Source organism: Pseudomonas sp. TCU-HL1 (assembly GCF_001708505.1).
Classification (GTDB): Bacteria; Pseudomonadota; Gammaproteobacteria; order Pseudomonadales; family Pseudomonadaceae; genus Metapseudomonas.
The window spans coordinates 1-18,685 of the sequence record NZ_CP015992.1 but is presented as its reverse complement, the minus strand read 5'-3'; the positions used below and the strand labels follow the sequence as shown (position 1 = coordinate 18,685).

Here is an 18,685-nt window from a genome sequence, read left to right as displayed (position 1 = left end):
GCCTGCAGTGAAGATCATCATTCTCGGCGCCGGCCAAGTTGGCGGCACCCTGGCGGAACACCTCTCAGGGGAAGCCAACGACATCACCGTGGTCGACACCGACGGTGACCGCCTGCGCGACCTCGGCGACCGGCTCGACATCCGCACCGTGCAGGGACGCGGCTCCTTCCCCACCGTGCTGCGCCAAGCCGGGGCCGATGACGCCGACATGCTGGTGGCGGTGACCAACAGTGATGAAGTGAACATGGTCGCCTGCCAGGTGGCCTACACCCTCTTCCACACACCCACCAAGATCGCCCGCGTACGTGAGGCAGCCTACCTGACCCGCGCCGGCCTCTTCGACAACGAAGCCATCCCGGTGGACGTGCTGATCAGCCCGGAGCAGGTGGTCACCAACTACATCAAGCGCCTGATCGAATACCCCGGCGCGCTGCAGGTGATCGACTTCGCCGAAGGCAAGGCCCAGCTGGTGGGGGTCAAGGCCTACTACGGCGGCCCGCTGGTAGGCCAGGAGCTGCGCCAGATCCGCGAGCACATGCCCAACGTCGACACCCGCGTGGCCGCCATCTTCCGCCGCAACCGGCCGATCCTGCCCAAGGGCGACACCGTGATAGAAGCGGACGACGAGGTCTTCTTCATCGCCGCCAAGGCCCACATCCGCGCGGTGATGAGCGAGTTGCGCCGCCTTGAAGACAGCTACAAACGTGTGGTGATCGCCGGTGGCGGCCACATCGGCGAGCGTCTGGCCGAGGCCATCGAGAGCCGCTACCAGGTGAAGATCATCGAGATGAACGCGGCGCGCTGCCGCCACCTCTCGGAAGTCCTGGACAGCACCATCGTGCTCCAGGGCAGCGCCTCCGACCGCGACCTGCTGGTGGAAGAAAACATCAACGATGCCGACATCTTCCTCGCCCTGACCAACGACGACGAAGCCAACATCATGTCCTCGCTACTGGCCAAGCGCCTGGGCGCGCGCAAGGTGATGACCATCATCAACAACCCCGCCTACGTGGACCTGGTGCAGGGCGGCGACATCGACATCGCCATCAGCCCGCAGCTCGCCACCATCGGCACCCTGCTGACCCACGTGCGCCGCGGCGACATCGTCAGCGTGCACTCCCTGCGCCGGGGTGCGGCGGAGGCCATCGAAGCCATCGCCCACGGCGACGCCAAGTCGAGCAAGGTGGTCGGCAAGATGATCGAAGACATCGCCCTGCCGCCAGGCACCACCATCGGCGCCATCATCCGCGACGAGGAAGTGCTGATCGCCCACGACGACACCGTGATCGAATCGGGCGACCACGTAATCCTGTTCCTCGTGGACAAGAAGTACATCCGTGATGCCGAGCGCCTATTCCAGGTCGGCCTGACCTTCTTCTAAAGGGGACACACCGCCGTGCTCGAAGGACTGGAAAAGATGCTGGCCAAGGGCGTGGACAACGCCCTGCTGCGCTTCGGCCTGGGCAAGGGCTACCTCGACCAGGGTGACGCGGCCAAGGCCGCTGAGCACCTGCGCCGCTGCGTAGAGCAGGACCCGAAGTACTCCGCCGCCTGGAAGCTGCTGGGCAAGGCGCTGGAAGCCCAGGGCGACTTCACCGCCGCTCGTGAGGCCTGGACGCAGGGCCTGGAGGCCGCTCGCGCCCACGGCGACAAGCAGGCGGAGAAGGAGATGGCGGTGTTTCTCAAGCGCCTCGACAAGCGCTCGTGACGCTTGACGGGCTGAAGTGGAGCACCGCCAGCTCACCTGACGAACAGTGGCTGCGCGGTTGACCGTTGCGGTCGACTAGTCGCCGTCGAGGAAACGGAAACCGGCGCCCTCGGCATCGACCCGCATCACTTCCATCTGCAGGATCGGTGCCTCGATCGGCAAATCCTGCACCTGGCCGCGGATGGTACTGCCGACGGGCAGGGCGACCAGTTCGGGGTGACGGATGTAGACGCCGCCATCGGACAGATCACGGGTCTGGGCAATCAGCTCACCAAAACTCGGGTGACTGATCTTGATCCTGCACTTCATCGGAGTTCGGGGAAATTGCCGCTGGTTCGCCATGGGATCGCATCATCCTGAGCCGATTTTCTGCCGTCGTTAATACGGTGTATTGCCGTTTGGCACAAGCCCAGAAGCCCTTCTCCCGTCAGTACCACTTCTTCTCGCCTTCGGGGCGTTTCTTGAAGCGCTTCATGCTCCACATGTACTGGGTCGGGTAGGCCCGCACGTACTTTTCCACCACCTGGCTCATGGCAGCCACGCCTTCTTCGACATTCTCGCTGTACATGCCTTCGGGGGCGGCTTCCAGGATCACCTTGAAGCCCGCCCCATCAGGCAGGCGCAGGGCATGCAGGAACACGCCACGTGCCTTGCCGCCGGCGAGCATGCCCGGAACGAATTTGCTGGTCAGCGCCTGGGTGCCGAGGAAGGGCACGAAGACGCCAGCCGAAAGGCTCGGTTCCGGGTCCGCCGGAATGCCCACGGCGCCACCCTTGCGCACCTCCTTGATGACGCTGAGGATGCCTTCCTTGGTGGAGGGCGCCACGCGGTTGCCCAGTTGCACGCGCTGCTTTTGCAGCAGTTCATCCACCGCTTTCAGCTTCGGCGGACGGTAGAAGATGATGGGTTTGCACTGCGCGCAGTAGAAGTGGTTGAGCACTTCCCAGTTGCCCAGGTGGCTGGTGATCCCCACCACGCCCTTGCCGCTGGCCAGGGCCTCGTGCAGCACGTCCAGACCCTCCACCTCGCGCACCAGGCCGATGGATTTCTCCGCCGGCCAGATCCAGGCACAGGCGCTTTCGGTGAAAGTCCTGCCGATGTCCATCAGGCTCTGACCCACGCGCTGCTCCAGTTCCGCCGGCGACCATTCGGGGAAGCACTTGGACAGGTTGATCCGCACCACATCGCGGGAGCGGTTGGGCAGCTTCCACATTAGCCAGCCGATGGCTGCGCCGACCGCTTGCACGGCGCGCCAGGGGAGCAGGGCAAAGAGGCGCAGGAAACCGACGACCAACGCGCCTTTCAGCTTATCCACAGGCATCTCCAGTAGATCGAAAAGCGCGCATTCTAACCTCGCCGTGTGAACGATGCCGCCTCAAGCGGTCAGTTCACGGTAACGGTCACAATCAACTGTGTGATCCATGACCATGCCGGCGGCCTGCATGAAGGCGTAGCAAATGGTCGGGCCGACAAAGGTGAAGCCGGCTTTCTTCAATGCCTTGCTCATGGCCTCGGCCTCGGGGGTGACCGCAGGCACCTGGCCGCGCTCGCTGAAGTGATTGACCTTCGGCTCACCGTCGACGAACGACCAGAGCAGCGCCACCGGGTCGCCCAGGCGCAGCCAGGCCTGCGCGTTCTGCCGTGCGGCCTTGAGTTTGAGGAAGTTGCGGATGATGCCGGGGTCCTGCATCAGCTTCTCGATTTCCTCATCACTCATCACCGCCAGGCGCTTGGGGTCGAAGCCAAACAGCACCTCACGGTAACGCTCGCGCTTCTTCAGCACGGTGATCCACGACAGGCCGGCCTGGAAACCTTCCAGCAGGAGCAGTTCGAAGAGCGCCGCCGGGTCCTTCAGCGGAACACCCCATTCGGTGTCGTGGTAGGCGATGTAGAGGGGGTCGTCATTGCACCAGAAGCAGCGTGGCATAAGGCTTTCCATGCGGTTGCGGCGAGGTCGGATCGGGTATACTCCGGCATTTTCCGTTGAAGACCCAGCACAGGTGAAATTCGTGAGCCAGACTACGCCCGCCGTGCGCACCTTCCAAGACCTGATCCTCGCCCTGCAGCAGTACTGGGCCGAGCAGGGCTGCGTGGTGCTCCAGCCCTACGACATGGAAGTGGGCGCCGGTACTTTCCACACCGCCACCTTCCTCCGCGCCATCGGCCCGGAGACCTGGAACGCCGCCTACGTGCAGCCGTCCCGCCGTCCGACCGACGGCCGCTACGGCGAAAACCCCAACCGGCTGCAGCACTACTACCAGTTCCAGGTGGTCCTCAAGCCTAACCCGGAGAACTTCCAGGAGCTGTACCTCGGCTCGCTGAAAGCCATTGGCATCGACCCGCTGGTGCATGACATCCGCTTCGTCGAGGACAACTGGGAATCGCCAACCCTCGGCGCCTGGGGCCTGGGCTGGGAAATCTGGCTGAACGGCATGGAAGTCACCCAGTTCACCTACTTCCAGCAGGTCGGTGGCATCGAGTGCTACCCGGTGACCGGTGAGATCACCTATGGCCTGGAGCGCCTGGCCATGTACATCCAGGGCGTCGATTCGGTGTACGACCTGGTCTGGGCCGACGGCCCCTTCGGCAAGGTCACCTACGGCGACGTGTTCCACCAGAACGAGGTGGAGCAGTCGACCTACAACTTCGAGCACGCCAACGTCGAGAAGCTGTTCGAGCTGTTCGACTTCTACGAGAGCGAAGCCAATCGCTTGATCGAGCTGCAGCTGCCGCTGCCGACCTACGAGATGGTCCTCAAGGCTTCCCACACCTTCAACCTGCTGGATGCCCGCCGCGCCATCTCGGTGACCGAGCGCCAGCGCTACATCCTGCGCGTGCGCACCCTGGCCCGCGCCGTGGCACAAAGCTACCTGCAGGCGCGCGCGCGCCTCGGCTTCCCCATGGCCACTCCCGAACTGCGTGACGAAGTACTGGCCAAGCTGGAGGCTCAAGAATGAGTGCACAAGATTTTCTGGTAGAGCTGGGCACCGAAGAGCTGCCTCCCAAAGCCCTGAAATCTCTCGGTGACGCCTTCCTCGGCGGCATCGAGCAAGGCCTCAAGGCTGCCGGCCTGGGCTACGCCAAGGCCCAGGTGTTCGCCGCCCCGCGCCGCCTGGCCGTGCTGGTGGAGCAGTTGGCCACCCAGCAACCCGACCGCAGCGTCAATCTCGACGGCCCGCCGATCCAGGCCGCCTTCGATGCCGAAGGCAAGCCTACCCAGGCTGCACTGGGCTTCGCCCGCAAGTGCGGTGTCGACCTGGAGCTGATCGACAAGAGTGGTCCGAAGCTGAAGTTCAGCCAGTCCATTCCCGGCCAACCCGCCGCTGGCCTGCTGCCTGGCATCGTCGAAGCGTCCCTGGCTGCCCTGCCGATCCCGAAGCGCATGCGCTGGGCTGCTCGCCGCGAAGAGTTCGTCCGTCCGACCCAATGGCTGGTCATGCTGTTCGGCGACGACGTGGTGGATTGCGAGATCCTCACCCAGAAAGCCGGTCGTGAGTCCCGTGGCCACCGTTTCCACAACCCGGACAACATCCGCATCAGCAAGCCTTCCACTTACCTGGAAGACCTGCGCAGCGCCCACGTGCTAGCCGACTTCTCCGAACGCCGCGAGATCATCGCCAAGCGCGTGGCCGAACTGGCCGCCGAACAGAACGGCACTGCCGTAGTGCCCGCCGATCTGCTGGACGAAGTGACCGCGCTAGTCGAGTGGCCGGTGCCGCTGGTGTGCTCCTTCGAGGAGCGCTTCCTCGCCGTACCCCAGGAAGCCCTGATCTCCACCATGCAGGACAACCAGAAGTACTTCTGCCTGCTGGATGCCAACGGCAAGCTGTTGCCGCGCTTCATCACCGTGGCCAACGTGGTCAGCAAGGACCCGGCGCAGATCATCTCCGGTAACGAGAAGGTGGTTCGTCCACGCCTCACCGACGCCGAGTTCTTCTTCAAGCAGGACAAAAAGCAGAAGCTGGAAGGCTTCAACGAGCGTCTGAAGAACGTGGTGTTCCAGGCCCAGCTCGGTACCGTCTTTGATAAAGCCGAGCGCGTGTCCCGCCTCGCTGGTTTCGTGGCCGAGCAGATCGGCGCCGATACGGTCCGTGCCGCTCGCGCCGGCATCCTCGCCAAGTGCGACCTGGCCACCGAGATGGTCGGTGAATTCCCCGAGATGCAGGGCATCGCCGGCTACTACTACGCCATCAACGATGGCGAGCCGGAAGACGTCGCTAAGGCGCTGAACGAGCAGTACATGCCGCGTGGCGCCGGCGCCGAACTGCCGCAGACCCTCACCGGTGCCGCCGTGGCCGTGGCCGACAAGCTGGACACCCTGGTGGGTATCTTCGGCATCGGCATGCTCCCCACCGGCAGCAAGGACCCCTTCGCCCTGCGCCGCCAGGCCCTGGGCGTGCTGCGCATCCTGATCGAGAAGCAACTGAACCTCGATCTGGCCACTGCTATCGCCTTCGCGATCGACCTCTATGGCGCCAGGGTAAAGGCCGACGGTCTCGCCGAGCAGGTGCTGGAGTTCGTCTTTGACCGCCTGCGTGCGCGATACGAGGACGAAGGTGTGGACGTTGCCGTGTACCTTTCCGTGCGCGCCCTGCAACCGTCCTCCGCACTGGACTTCGACCAGCGCGTGCAGGCCGTTCAGGCCTTCCGCAAACTGCCAGAAGCCGCAGCCCTGGCAGCTGCCAACAAGCGCGTATCCAACCTGCTGAGCAAGGCTGAAGGCAGCGTTCCGGGCAGCGTCGACAGCGCCCTGCTCCAAGAAGCCGCCGAACAGGCCCTGGCCAAGGCCGTGGCCGACGCCGAACAGGCCCTGGCGAACGCCGGCAGCTACCGCGAAACCCTGGAACGCCTGGCGAGTCTGCGCGAACCGGTGGACAGCTTCTTCGAGACCGTACTGGTCAACGCCGAAGACGCCGCCGTACGCAGCAACCGCTATGCACTGCTGGCCAAGCTGCGCGGCCTGTTCCTGGGCGTGGCGGACATCTCGGTACTGGGCTAAGTGATAACGCGAGCCGGGCCCCTGGCAGAGCGCTTCGGGTCTGGCTCGGCGTTTCAGGCGTTGTTCATGAAACTACTGATTCTCGACCGCGACGGTGTCATCAACGAAGACTCCGACGCGTACATCAAATCCCTCGAGGAATGGATCCCCATTCCCAGTGCCATCGCCGCCATCGCCTGCCTGAGCAAAGCCGGCTGGACCGTTGCCGTGGCCACCAACCAGTCGGGCATCGCCCGCGGCTATTACGACCTCGCCACCCTCGACTCCATGCATGTTCGCCTGCGCGAGCTGGTAGCGGAGCAGGGCGGGGAACTCGGCATCATCGAATTCTGCCCCCACGGCCCTGACGAAGGCTGCGACTGCCGCAAGCCACGCCCCGGCATGCTCAAGCGCATCGCCGAGCACTATGGCGTGGACCTTGCTGGAATCTGGTTCGTCGGCGACAGCAGTGGTGACCTGGAAGCCGCGCAGGCCGTCGATTGTCAGCCCGTTCTGGTGAAGACCGGCAAAGGCGAACGAACGCTGGCCAAATCCTTGCCAGCGGGAACCCTGGTATTCGACGATCTGGCCTCAGTCGCCACGCATCTCCTTCAGTAAGGTCAAGAACTCCCATGACGACAGTGCAGGCCATCAGAACCTTCCTCTTCTACCTGTTGCTGTCGTTGAGCGCCTTCATCTGGGGCACGCTTAGCCTCTTTTTCGCGCCCTTCATGCCGTTCCGCATGCGCTATCGCTTCATCGTCTGGCGCTGGTGCCGTTTCGCGGTCTGGCTGGCGAAGGTCGTGGTCGGCATCCGCTATGAGGTGAAAGGGCTGGAGAATGTGCCCGAGCGCCCCTGCGTGATTCTGGCCAAGCACCAGAGCACCTGGGAAACCTTCTACCTTTCGGGCGCCTTCGAGCCCCTCAGTCAGGTGGTCAAGCGGGAACTCCTGCGAGTGCCCTTCTTCGGCTGGGCGATGGCCCTGATGAAGCCCATCGCCATTGACCGCAGCAACCCCAAAGCGGCCCTCAAACAGCTGGCCGCGCAGGGTGATGAACGCCTGAAGCAGGGCGCCTGGGTGCTGATCTTCCCGGAGGGCACCCGCGTGCCGCTCGGGCAAATGGGCAAGTTCTCACGCGGAGGCGCGGCGCTGGCGGTCAATGCGGGGCTGCCGGTCCTGCCGGTGGCTCTCAATGCCGGGCATTTCTGGCCGAAGGAAGGTTGGGCCAAGCATCCGGGCACCATCCAGGTCGTCATCGGCCCCGTGATGCACGCGGAAGGGGAGGGTCCGAGGGCTATCGCCGAGCTGAACGAGAGGGCTTTTGCCTGGGTGGAAGCAACCCAACGCGAGATCGAAGGCCCGCAAACAGCGGCTACCGCCGAACACGCCGCCTGATTTGTGGATAAGCTGTGAACAGAATATTGGCGATTCGCCAGATTCACGGCTCAAGCCACTGATTTACAAGGCTTTGTGTTTCACAATAAAGCTTAGCGAGAAAGTGCATAACGATTCCTCGCCAAGGCTCTGCGTCACCCCTTCAAATACTTGGAATCCAGGGCGTTGAAGCAGCGGATGATCCGCTCGCGTGCGGCGCCCGGGAAGTTCTTCTCGGTCAACACGACCAGCACACCCGGCTTGACCCTGCCTGAGCGCAGCTGCCTCATCATGTAGGCACTGATCTGTTCATCGGTGATGCTCGGGTCATCACGCTCGACCTCATCCATCCTGCTGCTCCTCTATGGCCTCCAGGGCCTCGGCTAGGGCTTCCAGACTATGCTTCACGGCCTGGCACGGCGATGCCCGAGCTGAGGCAGAAACGCGCTAAAGCGCGATTCCTGAGCGATTTTGGAAACGGGGGAAAGAAAGGGATTTTGCAAAAGCCGGAAAGCACTGAGGGGAGCCGAAGCTCCCCTCAAATGTTTTTTCATTTTTTTGTTGTTGTTTTTATTCAATATTCGTTGTTGTTCTTCGCTACTGGCTACTATGAGCCAGAATTGGCTGGTCCCAACATGGACCGAGGGCAAACGGATTTTTTTGGACGCTGATCATGTCATCGTCATTGCTGAACCAACCAGAGCGCCGCTACCTCAAGGTAGTTTTATTGTTCTGTTGCTCGGGTCACCGGGTATGGAACGACACACCCTGTCCAAAAAAATCGGTTTGCTTCTTCTCTGGGCTGTTGTTGTTGTTTTGTCAGAGTCGAAAACTTTCTTTTTGAAGCTTTTTATTGTTGTTGTCCCATACATAGAGCATGTCTCGTGCCAGCTTTTTATAAATCATTATAAATCAATAACTTATATAGATTTTACTTTTAGGTACGCGCTCTTTCTGCGCTGAAATGTTCCCTTACGACCCGTCAGGGCATACGAAGTCCCCGCCGGGGGTAACACTCCTCCCACAAGTTCCTAGCCATAGTGTTACCCCCTGTTTCTGTTCTCTAACCGATTAAAATCTTCCCATACGCGACGATCTCAGCGCGCCATCAGAAGGGACCTCAGCCACGCGAGCGGTGCGCTATCGCACGCCATATCGAACACGAATTCCTGTCCTCGATAAGCGCTGTTCAACCAACAGAGTTCCCCCATGCTCGACCAACGCCGGGGATTTCGATGGAAACTCAGCCCCGGTCTACCCTCTCGCGGTGCAAGGCATGCCGGCAGTTGCCATCGCGTCTGCAACGTTGAATCAGGTGCAGTCAGCACCAGGTACTCATGCAGATAGCGAAAGATGCCGGCACCAGGGCAATCCTCTGCAAAGCCGTCCAGCTGGAGATTTTCCGTCGCTACATACAAGGTGTTGCTTGCGTCCCGCTCATAGGCGAAGTGAGGGTGATAGCGTGCCCAGGGCATGGCGGAAGCGGGTATCTCGTCGACTTTGTGTATCTCTGCCACCTGCATCCAGCCCCAGATAATGTGACGCGGCAGCTCGCCAGGCCGGAATCGCCAGGCATCGTGAATATGCTCGACAACGCGAAACGAGCCGAAGAAGAGAAACAGGTCGCCGACTGAAACACCTTCATTTCGTAAATGCCCCTGTGCGCTGCCACTCTGTCCCAGCAATGGCTTCCAGCCGGGTGCGCGAGTCAAGGCGTCGACGCGAAGGTCTGGGTCCAGGTGGGCACCTTTTCGTTGCCATGCAGTATCACCGGTCAGATGCCCAACCAGCTCACCAAGGTTGATGCCTTCGTAGTCGATTTCACTGTATCGGATAGAGGAATGCTCGTCTGGGATCGGCAGAGAGCACAGCCGTCCGTCCGGCAGTATCGGACTCGGGCAACCACCTGCAGAGGAATCAAACCCCTTGCGACTCAGGATGATCCGCATCTATTTCCCTTTTCTGTAAGCGTCCAGCCAAGTCACCTTCCGAACTCCAGCATTAAGGGCGATGGTGTCCGCGTATTTTTAAGCGGACGCGATAGCCCTTATCGCCGGGATTTCCATGCGCCAACGAAGCTCTTACCCCAAACCGTTCAAGGCCCAGGTTGTTCAGGAGTGCCTGCAACCCGGTGCGACCGTCTCCAGCGTTGCCATCAGCCACGGCATCAACGCCAACGTCATTCGCAAGTGGCTGCCGCTTTACCGAGATCAGCCACCAGCGGCGTTGCCGGCGTTCGTTCCATTGAGGGCCATGCCTAAACGAACAACTGAGGCGTTCGCAATCATTGAGTTGTCCCTTGGCGAGCAAGCGGTCACAGTGAAATGGCCAGCCTCCGATCCTGAAGGCTGCGCCTGCTTTGTGCGTGGGCTCACCCCGTGATCCGCATCGATACCATCTGGCTCGCCACCGAGCCGATGGACATGCGCGCCGGTACCGACACCGCGTTGGCGCGTGTGGTGGCCGTGTTCGGTGCGGCGAAGCCGCACTGCGCCTATCTCTTCGCCAACCGCCGCGCCAACCGCATGAAAGTCCTGGTGCATGACGGCGTGGGTATCTGGCTGGCTACGCGGCGCTTGAACCAGGGCAAGTTTCACTGGCCGGGCATCCGGCACGGCTCGGAAGTCGAACTCGGCACCGAGCAACTTCAGGCTTTGGTACTGGGTCTACCCTGGCAGCGGGTCGGTGCAGCCGGCGCGATCACAGTGCTGTAGCACCTGCCATTAGCCCATCGGTTTATCTCCGCTGACCGCCTGCTCTGGCACAATCAGCGGCATGACTGCCTCGCCCAATCTCGACCAACTGACACCTGAACAGCTGCGCGCACTGGCCGCGCAGCTGCTCACGCAGGTCGACATGATGGGTAAGAAGATCCACCGCGACCAAACGGTTATCGAGAACCTCACCCACGAAATCGCCATCCTCAAGCGGCACAAGTTCGCCAAGCGCAGCGAGCAACTGAGCCCTGACCAGGGCAGCCTGCTGGAAGACCTGCTCGACACCGACATCATGGCCATCGAAGCCGAGCTGAAAGCCGTCAATCCTACGGTTGCCCCAGCCGAACCACGCCAACAGCCCAAGCGCACACCGCTGCCAGCGCAATTCCCGCGCACCGTGATCCATCACGAACCGGACACCACCCAGTGCGCCTGCGGCTGCCAGCTGCAACGCATCGGTGAAGACGTCAGCGAAAAGCTGGATTACACGCCGGGCGTGTTCACCGTCGAACAGCACGTACGTGGGAAATGGGCCTGTCGCCAGTGCGAAACACTGATCCAGGCACCAGTGCCGGCCCAGGTGATCGACAAGGGCATCCCCACCGCCGGCCTCCTGGCTCACGTGATGGTGGCCAAATTCGCCGACCACCTGCCGCTGTACCGGCAGGAAAAGATCTTCGGCCGTGCCGGCCTGGCTATCGCTCGTTCGACGCTGGCGCAGTGGGTCGGGCAAACCGGCGTGCAGCTCCAGCCGCTGGTCGATGCACTGCGCGAAGCCGTGCTGGGCCAACGCGTGATCCATGCTGACGAAACCCCGGTGCAAATGCTCGCGCCGGGCGAGAAGAAAACCCATCGGGCTTACGTCTGGGCCTACAGCACCACGCCCTTCGCCGATCTGAAAGCCGTGGTCTACGACTTCAGCCCCAGTCGTGCCGGCGAGCATGCGCGCAACTTCCTCGGCCAGTGGAATGGCAAGCTGGTCTGCGACGACTTCGCTGGCTACAAGGCCGGTTTCGAGCAAGGCATCACCGAAATCGGCTGCATGGCCCACGCCCGCCGCAAGTTCTTCGATCTTCACGCGGCGAACAAAAGCCAACTGGCCGAACAGGCACTGCACGCGATTGGCGGCTTGTACGAAATCGAACGGCAAGCACGGGACATGAGCGATGAAGAACGCGGGCGAATACGGCAGGAAAAAGCTTCGCCGATCCTCGACGCGCTGCATGACTGGATGCTGGCCCAGCGTGATCGGGTGCCCAACGGATCAGCAACGGCGAAAGCCTTGGATTACAGCCTCAAACGCTGGCTGGCACTGACTCGCTATGTCGAGGATGGTGCTGTGCCCATCGACAATAATCCGGTCGAGAACCAGATTCGGCCATGGGCGCTAGGCCGCTCGAACTGGTTGTTTGCCGGATCGCTACGCAGCGGAAAACGAGCGGCGGCGATCATGAGCCTGATCCAGTCGGCCCGCATGAACGGACATGATCCGTATGCCTATCTCAAGGATGTGCTGACACGACTGCCGACGCAGCGGGCAAGTGAGATCGATCAACTGCTGCCGCATCAGTGGATACCTGCCTGAATCACGCAAGGTGAGTTCGGCGTACGCTTACCCTTTTCTCGCGTTTTTCAACAGCGCTCCGTGCATTCTGGCAACTCCAGGAAGAGCCGCTGCCCATCGGGTATAGCCCCGTTTCCGCTCGAGAACCTCCCACCTCAAAAAACAAAACCCCCGGCACAGGCCGGGGGTTTTGTTGGGGCTCCATTCGACGCCGTCAGACGTCGAGGTTGGAAACCGCCAAGGCATTGCTTTCGATGAAGTCTCGACGCGGTTCCACAGCATCCCCCATCAGGGTGTTGAAGATCTGGTCCGCAGCGATAGCGTCTTCGATGGTGACCTTGAGCATGCGACGGACGCTCGGGTCCATGGTGGTTTCCCACAGCTGCTCGGGGTTCATCTCACCCAGCCCCTTATAGCGCTGGATGGTATGACGCTTGGTGCTTTCGGTCATCAGCCAGGCCAGGGATTCCTTGAAGCTGGCCACCGGTTTCTTGCGCTCACCACGTTGAACGTAGGCACCGTCCTCCAGCAGGTTGTTGAGCTGATCGCCCAGTTCGGTCACCTGGCGGTAGTCATTGCTCGCAAAGAAGTCGCGGTTGAAGGTGATGTAGTGGGACAGTCCGTGGGCAGTCTGTTCCACCTCCGGCAGCCAAAGGTGGCGCTCGCGGTCTTCGCGCAGGCTTGCGGTGTAGGTCAGACCGGACTTCTCGGCAGCTTTCAGGCGAGTCTGGAAGCCTTCAAGCCAGGACTGCATGGCAGCCTGGTCAGACAGCTGCTCTACGCTGACGCGAGGCAGGTAGATCATGTGCTCGGTCAGGTCCTGCGGGTAGAGGCGCGACAGGCGCTTCAGGGTCCGCATCACATTGCGGTAGACGTTCACCAAACGCTCGAGGGCTTCACCGGAGAGACCCGGAGCATTCTCGTTAACATGCAGACTGGCATCTTCCAGGGCCGACTGGGTCATGTATTCGTCCATGGCCTCGTCGTCCTTGATGTACTGCTCCTGCTTGCCCTTCTTCACCTTGTACAGGGGCGGCTGGGCGATGTAGACGTAGCCACGCTCGATCAGCTCAGGCATCTGCCGGAAGAAGAAGGTCAGCAGCAGGGTACGAATGTGCGAACCGTCGACGTCGGCGTCGGTCATGATAATGATGTTGTGGTAACGCAGTTTCTCGATGTTGTATTCCTCGCGGCCGATACCGCAGCCCAGCGCGGTGATCAAAGTGCCGACTTCCTGGGAGGACAACATCTTGTCGAAACGGGCTTTCTCCACGTTGAGGATCTTGCCCTTGAGCGGCAGGATCGCCTGGGTCTTGCGGTTACGCCCCTGTTTGGCCGAACCACCCGCAGAGTCACCCTCCACAATGTAGAGTTCGGAAAAGGCAGGGTCCTTTTCCTGGCAGTCCGCCAGTTTGCCCGGAAGGCCGGCGATGTCCAGGGCGCCTTTACGGCGGGTCATCTCACGGGCCTTACGAGCCGCTTCACGGGCGCGGGCAGCGTCGATCATCTTGCCGACGACTGCCTTGGCTTCGTTGGGGTTCTCGAGCAGGAAGTCGGCGAAGTACTTGCCCATTTCCTGTTCTACCGCGGTCTTCACCTCGGAGGACACCAGTTTGTCCTTGGTCTGCGAACTGAACTTGGGGTCCGGAACCTTCACCGAGATGATGGCCGTCAGACCTTCACGAGCGTCATCACCGGTCGTGGCGATCTTGTACTTCTTCGCCAGACCTTCCTGCTCGATGTAGTTGTTCAGGTGACGGGTAAGGGCGGAGCGGAAGCCCGCCAGGTGGGCACCACCGTCGCGCTGGGGAATGTTGTTGGTGAAGCAGAGGATGTTCTCGTTGAAGCTGTCGTTCCACTGCAGGGCGACTTCCACACCCACGCCGTCTTCTTCGCGCTGCACATTGAAGTGGAACACTTCGTTGACGATGGTTTTGTTGGTGTTCAGGTACTCGACGAAGGCCTTGAGGCCGCCTTCGTACTTGAACAACTCTTCCTTACCGCTGCGCTCGTCGCGCAGAACAATGCCCACGCCCGAGTTCAGGAAAGACAGTTCGCGCAGACGCTTGGCCAGGATGTCCCAGCTGAAGTGAATATTGGTGAAGGTTTCTGCAGAAGCCTTGAAGTGAACCTCGGTACCGGTGCCTTCGGTCTCACCGACCGGGCGCAGCGCGAACTGCGGGACGCCATGGCGGTAGATCTGCTCCCATACCTGGCCGGCACGGCGGATGGTCAGGCGCAGCTCTTCGGAAAGGGCGTTCACCACGGAGACACCTACGCCGTGGAGGCCGCCAGATACCTTGTAGGTGTTGTCGTCGAATTTACCGCCGGCGTGCAGTACGGTCATGATGACCTCGGCGGCAGAAACCCCTTCTTCCTTATGGATATCCACCGGAATGCCACGACCATTGTCACGGACAGTAATGGATTCGTCGGTATGGATAGTGATGCTGATTTCCGAGCAGAAGCCGGCAAGCGCTTCGTCGATAGAGTTGTCGACGACCTCGAATACCATGTGGTGCAGACCGGTCCCATCATCGGTGTCGCCGATGTACATACCGGGGCGTTTGCGTACGGCATCCAGTCCCTTCAGCACTTTGATGCTGGAAGAGTCGTACGTGTTGTTCTCGCTCATGCTTCACTCCCGATGATCGTGGGGCTGATACAGCCATGTTCCACGTGGAACATGGCGACCGGCGTATCCTTGCGCCAGCCGTCCCTCAGAAATTCATGGTCAACGCAGGTGATGAACACCTGGCAATCCAAATCTTCCAGCAATCGGCATAGTGCCTGCCGATGCTGTTCGTCCAACTCTGACGGTAAGTCGTCAACTAGGTAGATGCACTGGCCACGCTTCGCGTGCCTTACCAAGTGGCCTTGCGCGATTCTCAGTGCACAAACCACCAGCTTTTGTTGGCCGCGCGAAAGTATGTCGGCCGAATTATGTGCACCTGAACGCAACCGCAGATCCGCACGTTGTGGTCCGGCCTGGGTGTGCCCGATCTGTTGGTCGCGGAGGAGGGAAGTGGTCAACACTTCGGACAACTCGCGATCCTTATCCCACCCTCGGTAGTAACTCAGTGTGAGGCTATCGAGCTCAACAAGATCAGCCAGCGTCCGCTCAAATACTGGTTTCAACGCCTGGATATAGGACCGTCGATACTGATCTATTTCGTCGCTTGCAAGGCATAACTCGCGGTCCCAGGCCGCCTGCGACGCGGGGTCCAGTGTACCATGCCGGAGCCACGAGTTCCGCTGCCGCAGGGCCTTCTGGAGCCGTTGCCAGGCTGGCAGGAAGCGAGGTTCCACGTGGAACACTCCCCAATCCAGGAACTGCCGGCGAATCTTCGGCGCCCCCTCCAGCAGCCGAAAGCTGTCCGGGTTGATCAGTTGAAGCGGCAGTGTCTCGGCCAACTGGGCAGCGCTCTTTGCATTCTGCCCATCGATACGAATCTGAAATTCCCCCTGGCGATCTCGCGATATGCCGAGATTGCTCTGATTCCCTTCCGCAAGACTGACCTGGCCAAACACCGTGCAGGCGGGTTGCTCGTACTGAATGACCGGCTGCAATCGCGTGCTGCGAAAAGATCGAGCGAGACCAAGCAGATGAATGGCTTCCAGCAGGCTGGTCTTTCCGCTGCCATTGGCGCCGTAGAGGATATTGATGCGGGGGGAGGGGGAGAGGGTCACCGGCTGCAGGTTGCGCACACCGGTGACCGAGATACGGCTGAGGGACATTGAGTCGTTACAGGCGCATCGGCATTACGACATAGGAGGAATCGTCGTTGTCCGCTTCCTGGACCAAGGCGCTACTGTTCGCGTCTGAGAGAATCAGACGTACCTGTTCGGTGGACATGACGCCCAGAACATCCAGCAGGTAGCTCACATTGAAACCGATCTCCAGGTTGCTGCCGTTGTAGTCCACGGCCACTTCCTCTTCCGCCTCTTCCTGCTCCGGGTTGTTGGCCTGAATCTTCAGCAGGCCGGACGCCAGGGTCAGACGGATGCCGCGATACTTCTCGTTGGAGAGAATGGCAGTGCGGCTGAACGCTTCGCGCAAAGCCTGACGGTCGCCAACAACCAGCTTGTCGCCGCCTCTGGGCAGCACGCGCTCGTAATCCGGGAACTTGCCATCCACCAGCTTGGAGGTGAAGGTGAACTCGCCCGTGGTCGCACGGATGTGGTGCTGGCCGAGAACGATACGAACTTCGCCGTCCTGTTCAGTAAGCAGGCGCGCCAGCTCCAGGATGCCTTTGCGCGGCACGATGACCTGATGGCGATCGACGCCGTCGATCCCGGCTTCCATGGCGCACATTGCCAGGCGGTGACCGTCAGTGGCGACAGCGCGCAGGATGCCGGCATTCACTTCCAGCAGCATGCCATTGAGGTAGTAACGAACGTCCTGCTGGGCCATGGCGAAGCTGGTGCGCTCGATCAGTCGACGCAGCTTGCTCTGCACCAGGCTGAAGTTAAGCGAACCGGGACCTTCTTCCACTGTCGGGAAGTCATTGGCCGGCAGAGTGGAGAGCGTGAAACGGCTACGGCCAGCCTTGATGAGCAGCTTTTGCTCGTCAACGCGGATGTCGATCAGCGCATCGCTCGGCAGGCTTTTGCAGATATCCATCAGCTTGCGCGCCGGTACGGTGATCTCACCTGGCTCAGCCGGTTCTTCCAGGGCGACGCGCCCAACCAGCTCGACCTCGAGGTCAGTACCGGTCAACGATAGCTGTTGGCCTTCGACTACCAGCAGCACGTTGGAGAGGACCGGCAAGGTCTGGCGGCGCTCGACGACGCCGGCGACCAGTTGCAGGGGTTTCAACAGGGCTTCGCGTTGAATTGTAAAATGCATGGTCTAGTCCCTTGCCTCTTGGGCTGCGGTCAGGTGGTCAGTGTACGCAGCAGATTCTTGTAATCCTCGCGGATGTCCGCGTCGGATTCCCTTAATTGCGCAATCTTACGACAGGCATGGAGCACCGTGGTGTGGTCTCGTCCACCGAACGCGTCGCCGATTTCCGGCAGGCTGTGGTTGGTCAGCTCCTTGGACAACGCCATGGCGACCTGACGCGGGCGGGCAACCGAGCGCGAACGACGCTTGGAAAGCATGTCGGACATCTTGATCTTGTAGTACTCGACTACAGTGCGCTGGATGTTGTCGATGCTGACCAGCTTGTCCTGCAAGGCCAGCAGGTCCTTGAGCGACTCACGGATCAGCTCGATCGTGATCTCCCGCCCCATGAAGTGGGCATGGGCGATCACGCGCTTCAGTGCACCTTCGAGCTCACGCACGTTCGAACGGATTCGCTGGGCAATGAAGAAGGCCGCATCGTGAGGCAGATCGACTCTGGCCTGTTCGGCCTTTTTCATCAGGATCGCGACGCGGGTTTCCAGCTCCGGTGGCTCGACCGCAACGGTCAGGCCCCATCCAAAGCGGGATTTAAGACGTTCTTCCAGGCCTTCGATTTCCTTCGGGTAGCGATCACTGGTGAGGATCACCTGCTGACCACCCTCCAGAAGGGCGTTGAAGGTATGGAAAAACTCCTCCTGCGAACGCTCCTTGCGGGCGAAGAACTGAATGTCGTCGATGAGAAGCGCGTCCACCGAACGGTAGAACCGTTTGAACTCATTGATAGCGTTCAGCTGCAGAGCCTTGACCATGTCCGCGACGAAACGCTCGGAATGCAGGTACACGACCTTGGCATTCGGATTCTTCTTCAGCAGATGGTTACCCACAGCGTGCATCAAGTGCGTCTTGCCAAGACCAACGCCGCCATAGAGGAACAGCGGGTTGTACCCGTGCTTGGGGTTGTCTGCCACCTGCCATGCCGCAGCACGGGCCAGCTGGTTGGACTTGCCCTCGACGAAATTCTCGAACGTGAAGGTACGGTTCAGATAACTGGTGTGCTTCAGCGCACCTTCGACCTGAACGGCGCGCTCGGTACGAATCGCCGGCGCAGGCACCACCGACGCCAGCGGGTCGAGATTGTCGCGGGTTTCTTCCACGGTCTCGACGCGCATCTGCGAGGGCGCCGGAGCAGGGGGTGGAGGCGGTGCCATGACCGGCGGAGGCGGAGGCGGCGCCTTCCGGGGAGCCGGGCTACGCTTGCTGCCTATTAATAAGGAAAGGGCTGGCGCCAGGCCATTGCCACGTTCGCCGAGCAACTCGAGGAGTCGGCCCATGTACTTTTCGTTGACCCAATCAAGCACGAACCGGTTAGGCGCATAGACGCGCAGCTCGTCTCCATCGGCTTCAACCTGCAACGGGCGGATCCAGGTGTTGAATTGCTGGGCAGGCAGCTCATCGCGCAGGAGTTCCACGCACTGCTGCCAAAGTTCCACTGACAC

At 61.0% G+C, this 18,685-nt stretch carries 18 protein-coding genes; 9 read left to right on the top strand and 9 right to left on the bottom strand.

All coding sequences use genetic code 11. From position 1 onward, the window contains the following. Positions 1–7: 7 nt before the first annotated feature. Positions 8–1,381, top strand: coding sequence for a Trk system potassium transporter TrkA (gene trkA, locus THL1_RS00090; protein WP_069081367.1), 1,374 nt, complete (start codon positions 8–10; stop codon positions 1,379–1,381). Positions 1,382–1,417: 36 nt separating this feature from the next. Beyond that, positions 1,418–1,708 carry a tetratricopeptide repeat protein gene (locus THL1_RS00085; protein WP_145928408.1) on the top strand — a complete coding sequence of 97 codons (291 nt, stop codon included), beginning with the start codon at positions 1,418–1,420 and terminating at the stop codon, positions 1,706–1,708. A 75-nt stretch (positions 1,709–1,783) separates the two neighbouring features. Here THL1_RS00085 and THL1_RS00080 read toward each other — a convergent pair whose 3' ends face one another. The 3 genes from THL1_RS00080 to THL1_RS00070 form a co-directional block, all read right to left on the bottom strand. Then, a complete protein-coding gene (locus THL1_RS00080; RefSeq protein ID WP_069081365.1) occupies positions 1,784–2,050 on the bottom strand; it encodes a PilZ domain-containing protein in 267 nt (88 codons plus the stop codon). 85 nt (positions 2,051–2,135) lie between these two features. Beyond that, entirely contained in the window at positions 2,136–3,023 is an 888-nt protein-coding gene (locus tag THL1_RS00075) for a lysophospholipid acyltransferase (protein ID WP_069081364.1), read from the bottom strand. Positions 3,024–3,083: 60 nt separating this feature from the next. Then, entirely contained in the window at positions 3,084–3,635 is a 552-nt protein-coding gene (locus tag THL1_RS00070) for a DNA-3-methyladenine glycosylase I (protein ID WP_069081363.1), read from the bottom strand. Between the two features lie 82 nt (positions 3,636–3,717). Between THL1_RS00070 and glyQ the strand changes: the two genes are divergently transcribed. Genes glyQ through THL1_RS00050 form a run of 4 tightly spaced genes read left to right on the top strand, consistent with a single transcriptional unit; the run spans position 3,718 to position 8,083 of the window. Next, complete coding sequence (glyQ, locus tag THL1_RS00065) at positions 3,718–4,665, top strand: glycine--tRNA ligase subunit alpha (RefSeq protein WP_028627021.1); 948 nt, start codon at positions 3,718–3,720, stop codon at positions 4,663–4,665. Then, positions 4,662–6,707: a glycine--tRNA ligase subunit beta gene (gene glyS, locus THL1_RS00060; protein ID WP_069081362.1), complete on the top strand. Its 2,046-nt coding sequence runs from the start codon at positions 4,662–4,664 to the stop codon at positions 6,705–6,707. The genes glyQ and glyS overlap by 4 nt, the downstream gene beginning before the upstream one ends. A gap of 60 nt (positions 6,708–6,767) precedes the next feature. Further along, positions 6,768–7,304: a D-glycero-beta-D-manno-heptose 1,7-bisphosphate 7-phosphatase gene (gene gmhB, locus THL1_RS00055; RefSeq protein ID WP_177343813.1), complete on the top strand. Its 537-nt coding sequence runs from the start codon at positions 6,768–6,770 to the stop codon at positions 7,302–7,304. A 14-nt stretch (positions 7,305–7,318) separates the two neighbouring features. Continuing rightward, positions 7,319–8,083, top strand: a complete 765-nt coding sequence (locus THL1_RS00050; RefSeq protein ID WP_069081360.1) for a lysophospholipid acyltransferase family protein — start codon at positions 7,319–7,321, stop codon at positions 8,081–8,083. Between the two features lie 134 nt (positions 8,084–8,217). Here the strand turns inward: THL1_RS00050 and THL1_RS00045 are convergent, their stop codons facing one another. Together THL1_RS00045 and THL1_RS00040 are read right to left on the bottom strand one after the other, a co-directional pair. Then, entirely contained in the window at positions 8,218–8,412 is a 195-nt protein-coding gene (locus THL1_RS00045) for a hypothetical protein (RefSeq protein ID WP_069081359.1), read from the bottom strand. A 747-nt stretch (positions 8,413–9,159) separates the two neighbouring features. Beyond that, complete coding sequence (locus THL1_RS00040) at positions 9,160–10,011, bottom strand: hypothetical protein (RefSeq protein WP_069081358.1); 852 nt, start codon at positions 10,009–10,011, stop codon at positions 9,160–9,162. A 115-nt stretch (positions 10,012–10,126) separates the two neighbouring features. On the opposite strand from THL1_RS00040, the gene tnpA reads away from it, so the two are divergent. From tnpA to tnpC, 3 genes are all read left to right on the top strand, one after another. Beyond that, positions 10,127–10,444, top strand: a complete 318-nt coding sequence (gene tnpA, locus THL1_RS00035; protein ID WP_069081357.1) for an IS66-like element accessory protein TnpA — start codon at positions 10,127–10,129, stop codon at positions 10,442–10,444. Continuing rightward, a complete protein-coding gene (gene tnpB / locus THL1_RS30430; protein ID WP_069081356.1) occupies positions 10,441–10,776 on the top strand; it encodes an IS66 family insertion sequence element accessory protein TnpB in 336 nt (111 codons plus the stop codon). Before tnpA ends, tnpB begins: the two co-directional genes overlap by 4 nt. Positions 10,777–10,837: 61 nt before the next feature. Next, complete coding sequence (gene tnpC, locus THL1_RS00025) at positions 10,838–12,364, top strand: IS66 family transposase (RefSeq protein ID WP_069081355.1); 1,527 nt, start codon at positions 10,838–10,840, stop codon at positions 12,362–12,364. Between the two features lie 193 nt (positions 12,365–12,557). Here the strand turns inward: tnpC and gyrB are convergent, their stop codons facing one another. The 4 genes from gyrB to dnaA are packed head-to-tail and all read right to left on the bottom strand — an operon-like array spanning position 12,558 to position 18,685. Continuing rightward, a complete protein-coding gene (gene gyrB, locus THL1_RS00020) occupies positions 12,558–14,978 on the bottom strand; it encodes a DNA topoisomerase (ATP-hydrolyzing) subunit B (RefSeq protein WP_069081354.1) in 2,421 nt (806 codons plus the stop codon). Next, on the bottom strand, positions 14,975–16,081 hold the full coding sequence (gene recF, locus THL1_RS00015; RefSeq protein ID WP_069081353.1) for a DNA replication/repair protein RecF: 1,107 nt from the start codon (positions 16,079–16,081) through the stop codon (positions 14,975–14,977). Before recF ends, gyrB begins: the two co-directional genes overlap by 4 nt. Positions 16,082–16,088: 7 nt before the next feature. After that, a complete protein-coding gene (dnaN, locus tag THL1_RS00010; protein ID WP_069081352.1) occupies positions 16,089–17,192 on the bottom strand; it encodes a DNA polymerase III subunit beta in 1,104 nt (367 codons plus the stop codon). A gap of 29 nt (positions 17,193–17,221) precedes the next feature. After that, positions 17,222–18,685 carry a chromosomal replication initiator protein DnaA gene (gene dnaA / locus THL1_RS00005; protein WP_069081351.1) on the bottom strand — a complete coding sequence of 488 codons (1,464 nt, stop codon included), beginning with the start codon at positions 18,683–18,685 and terminating at the stop codon, positions 17,222–17,224.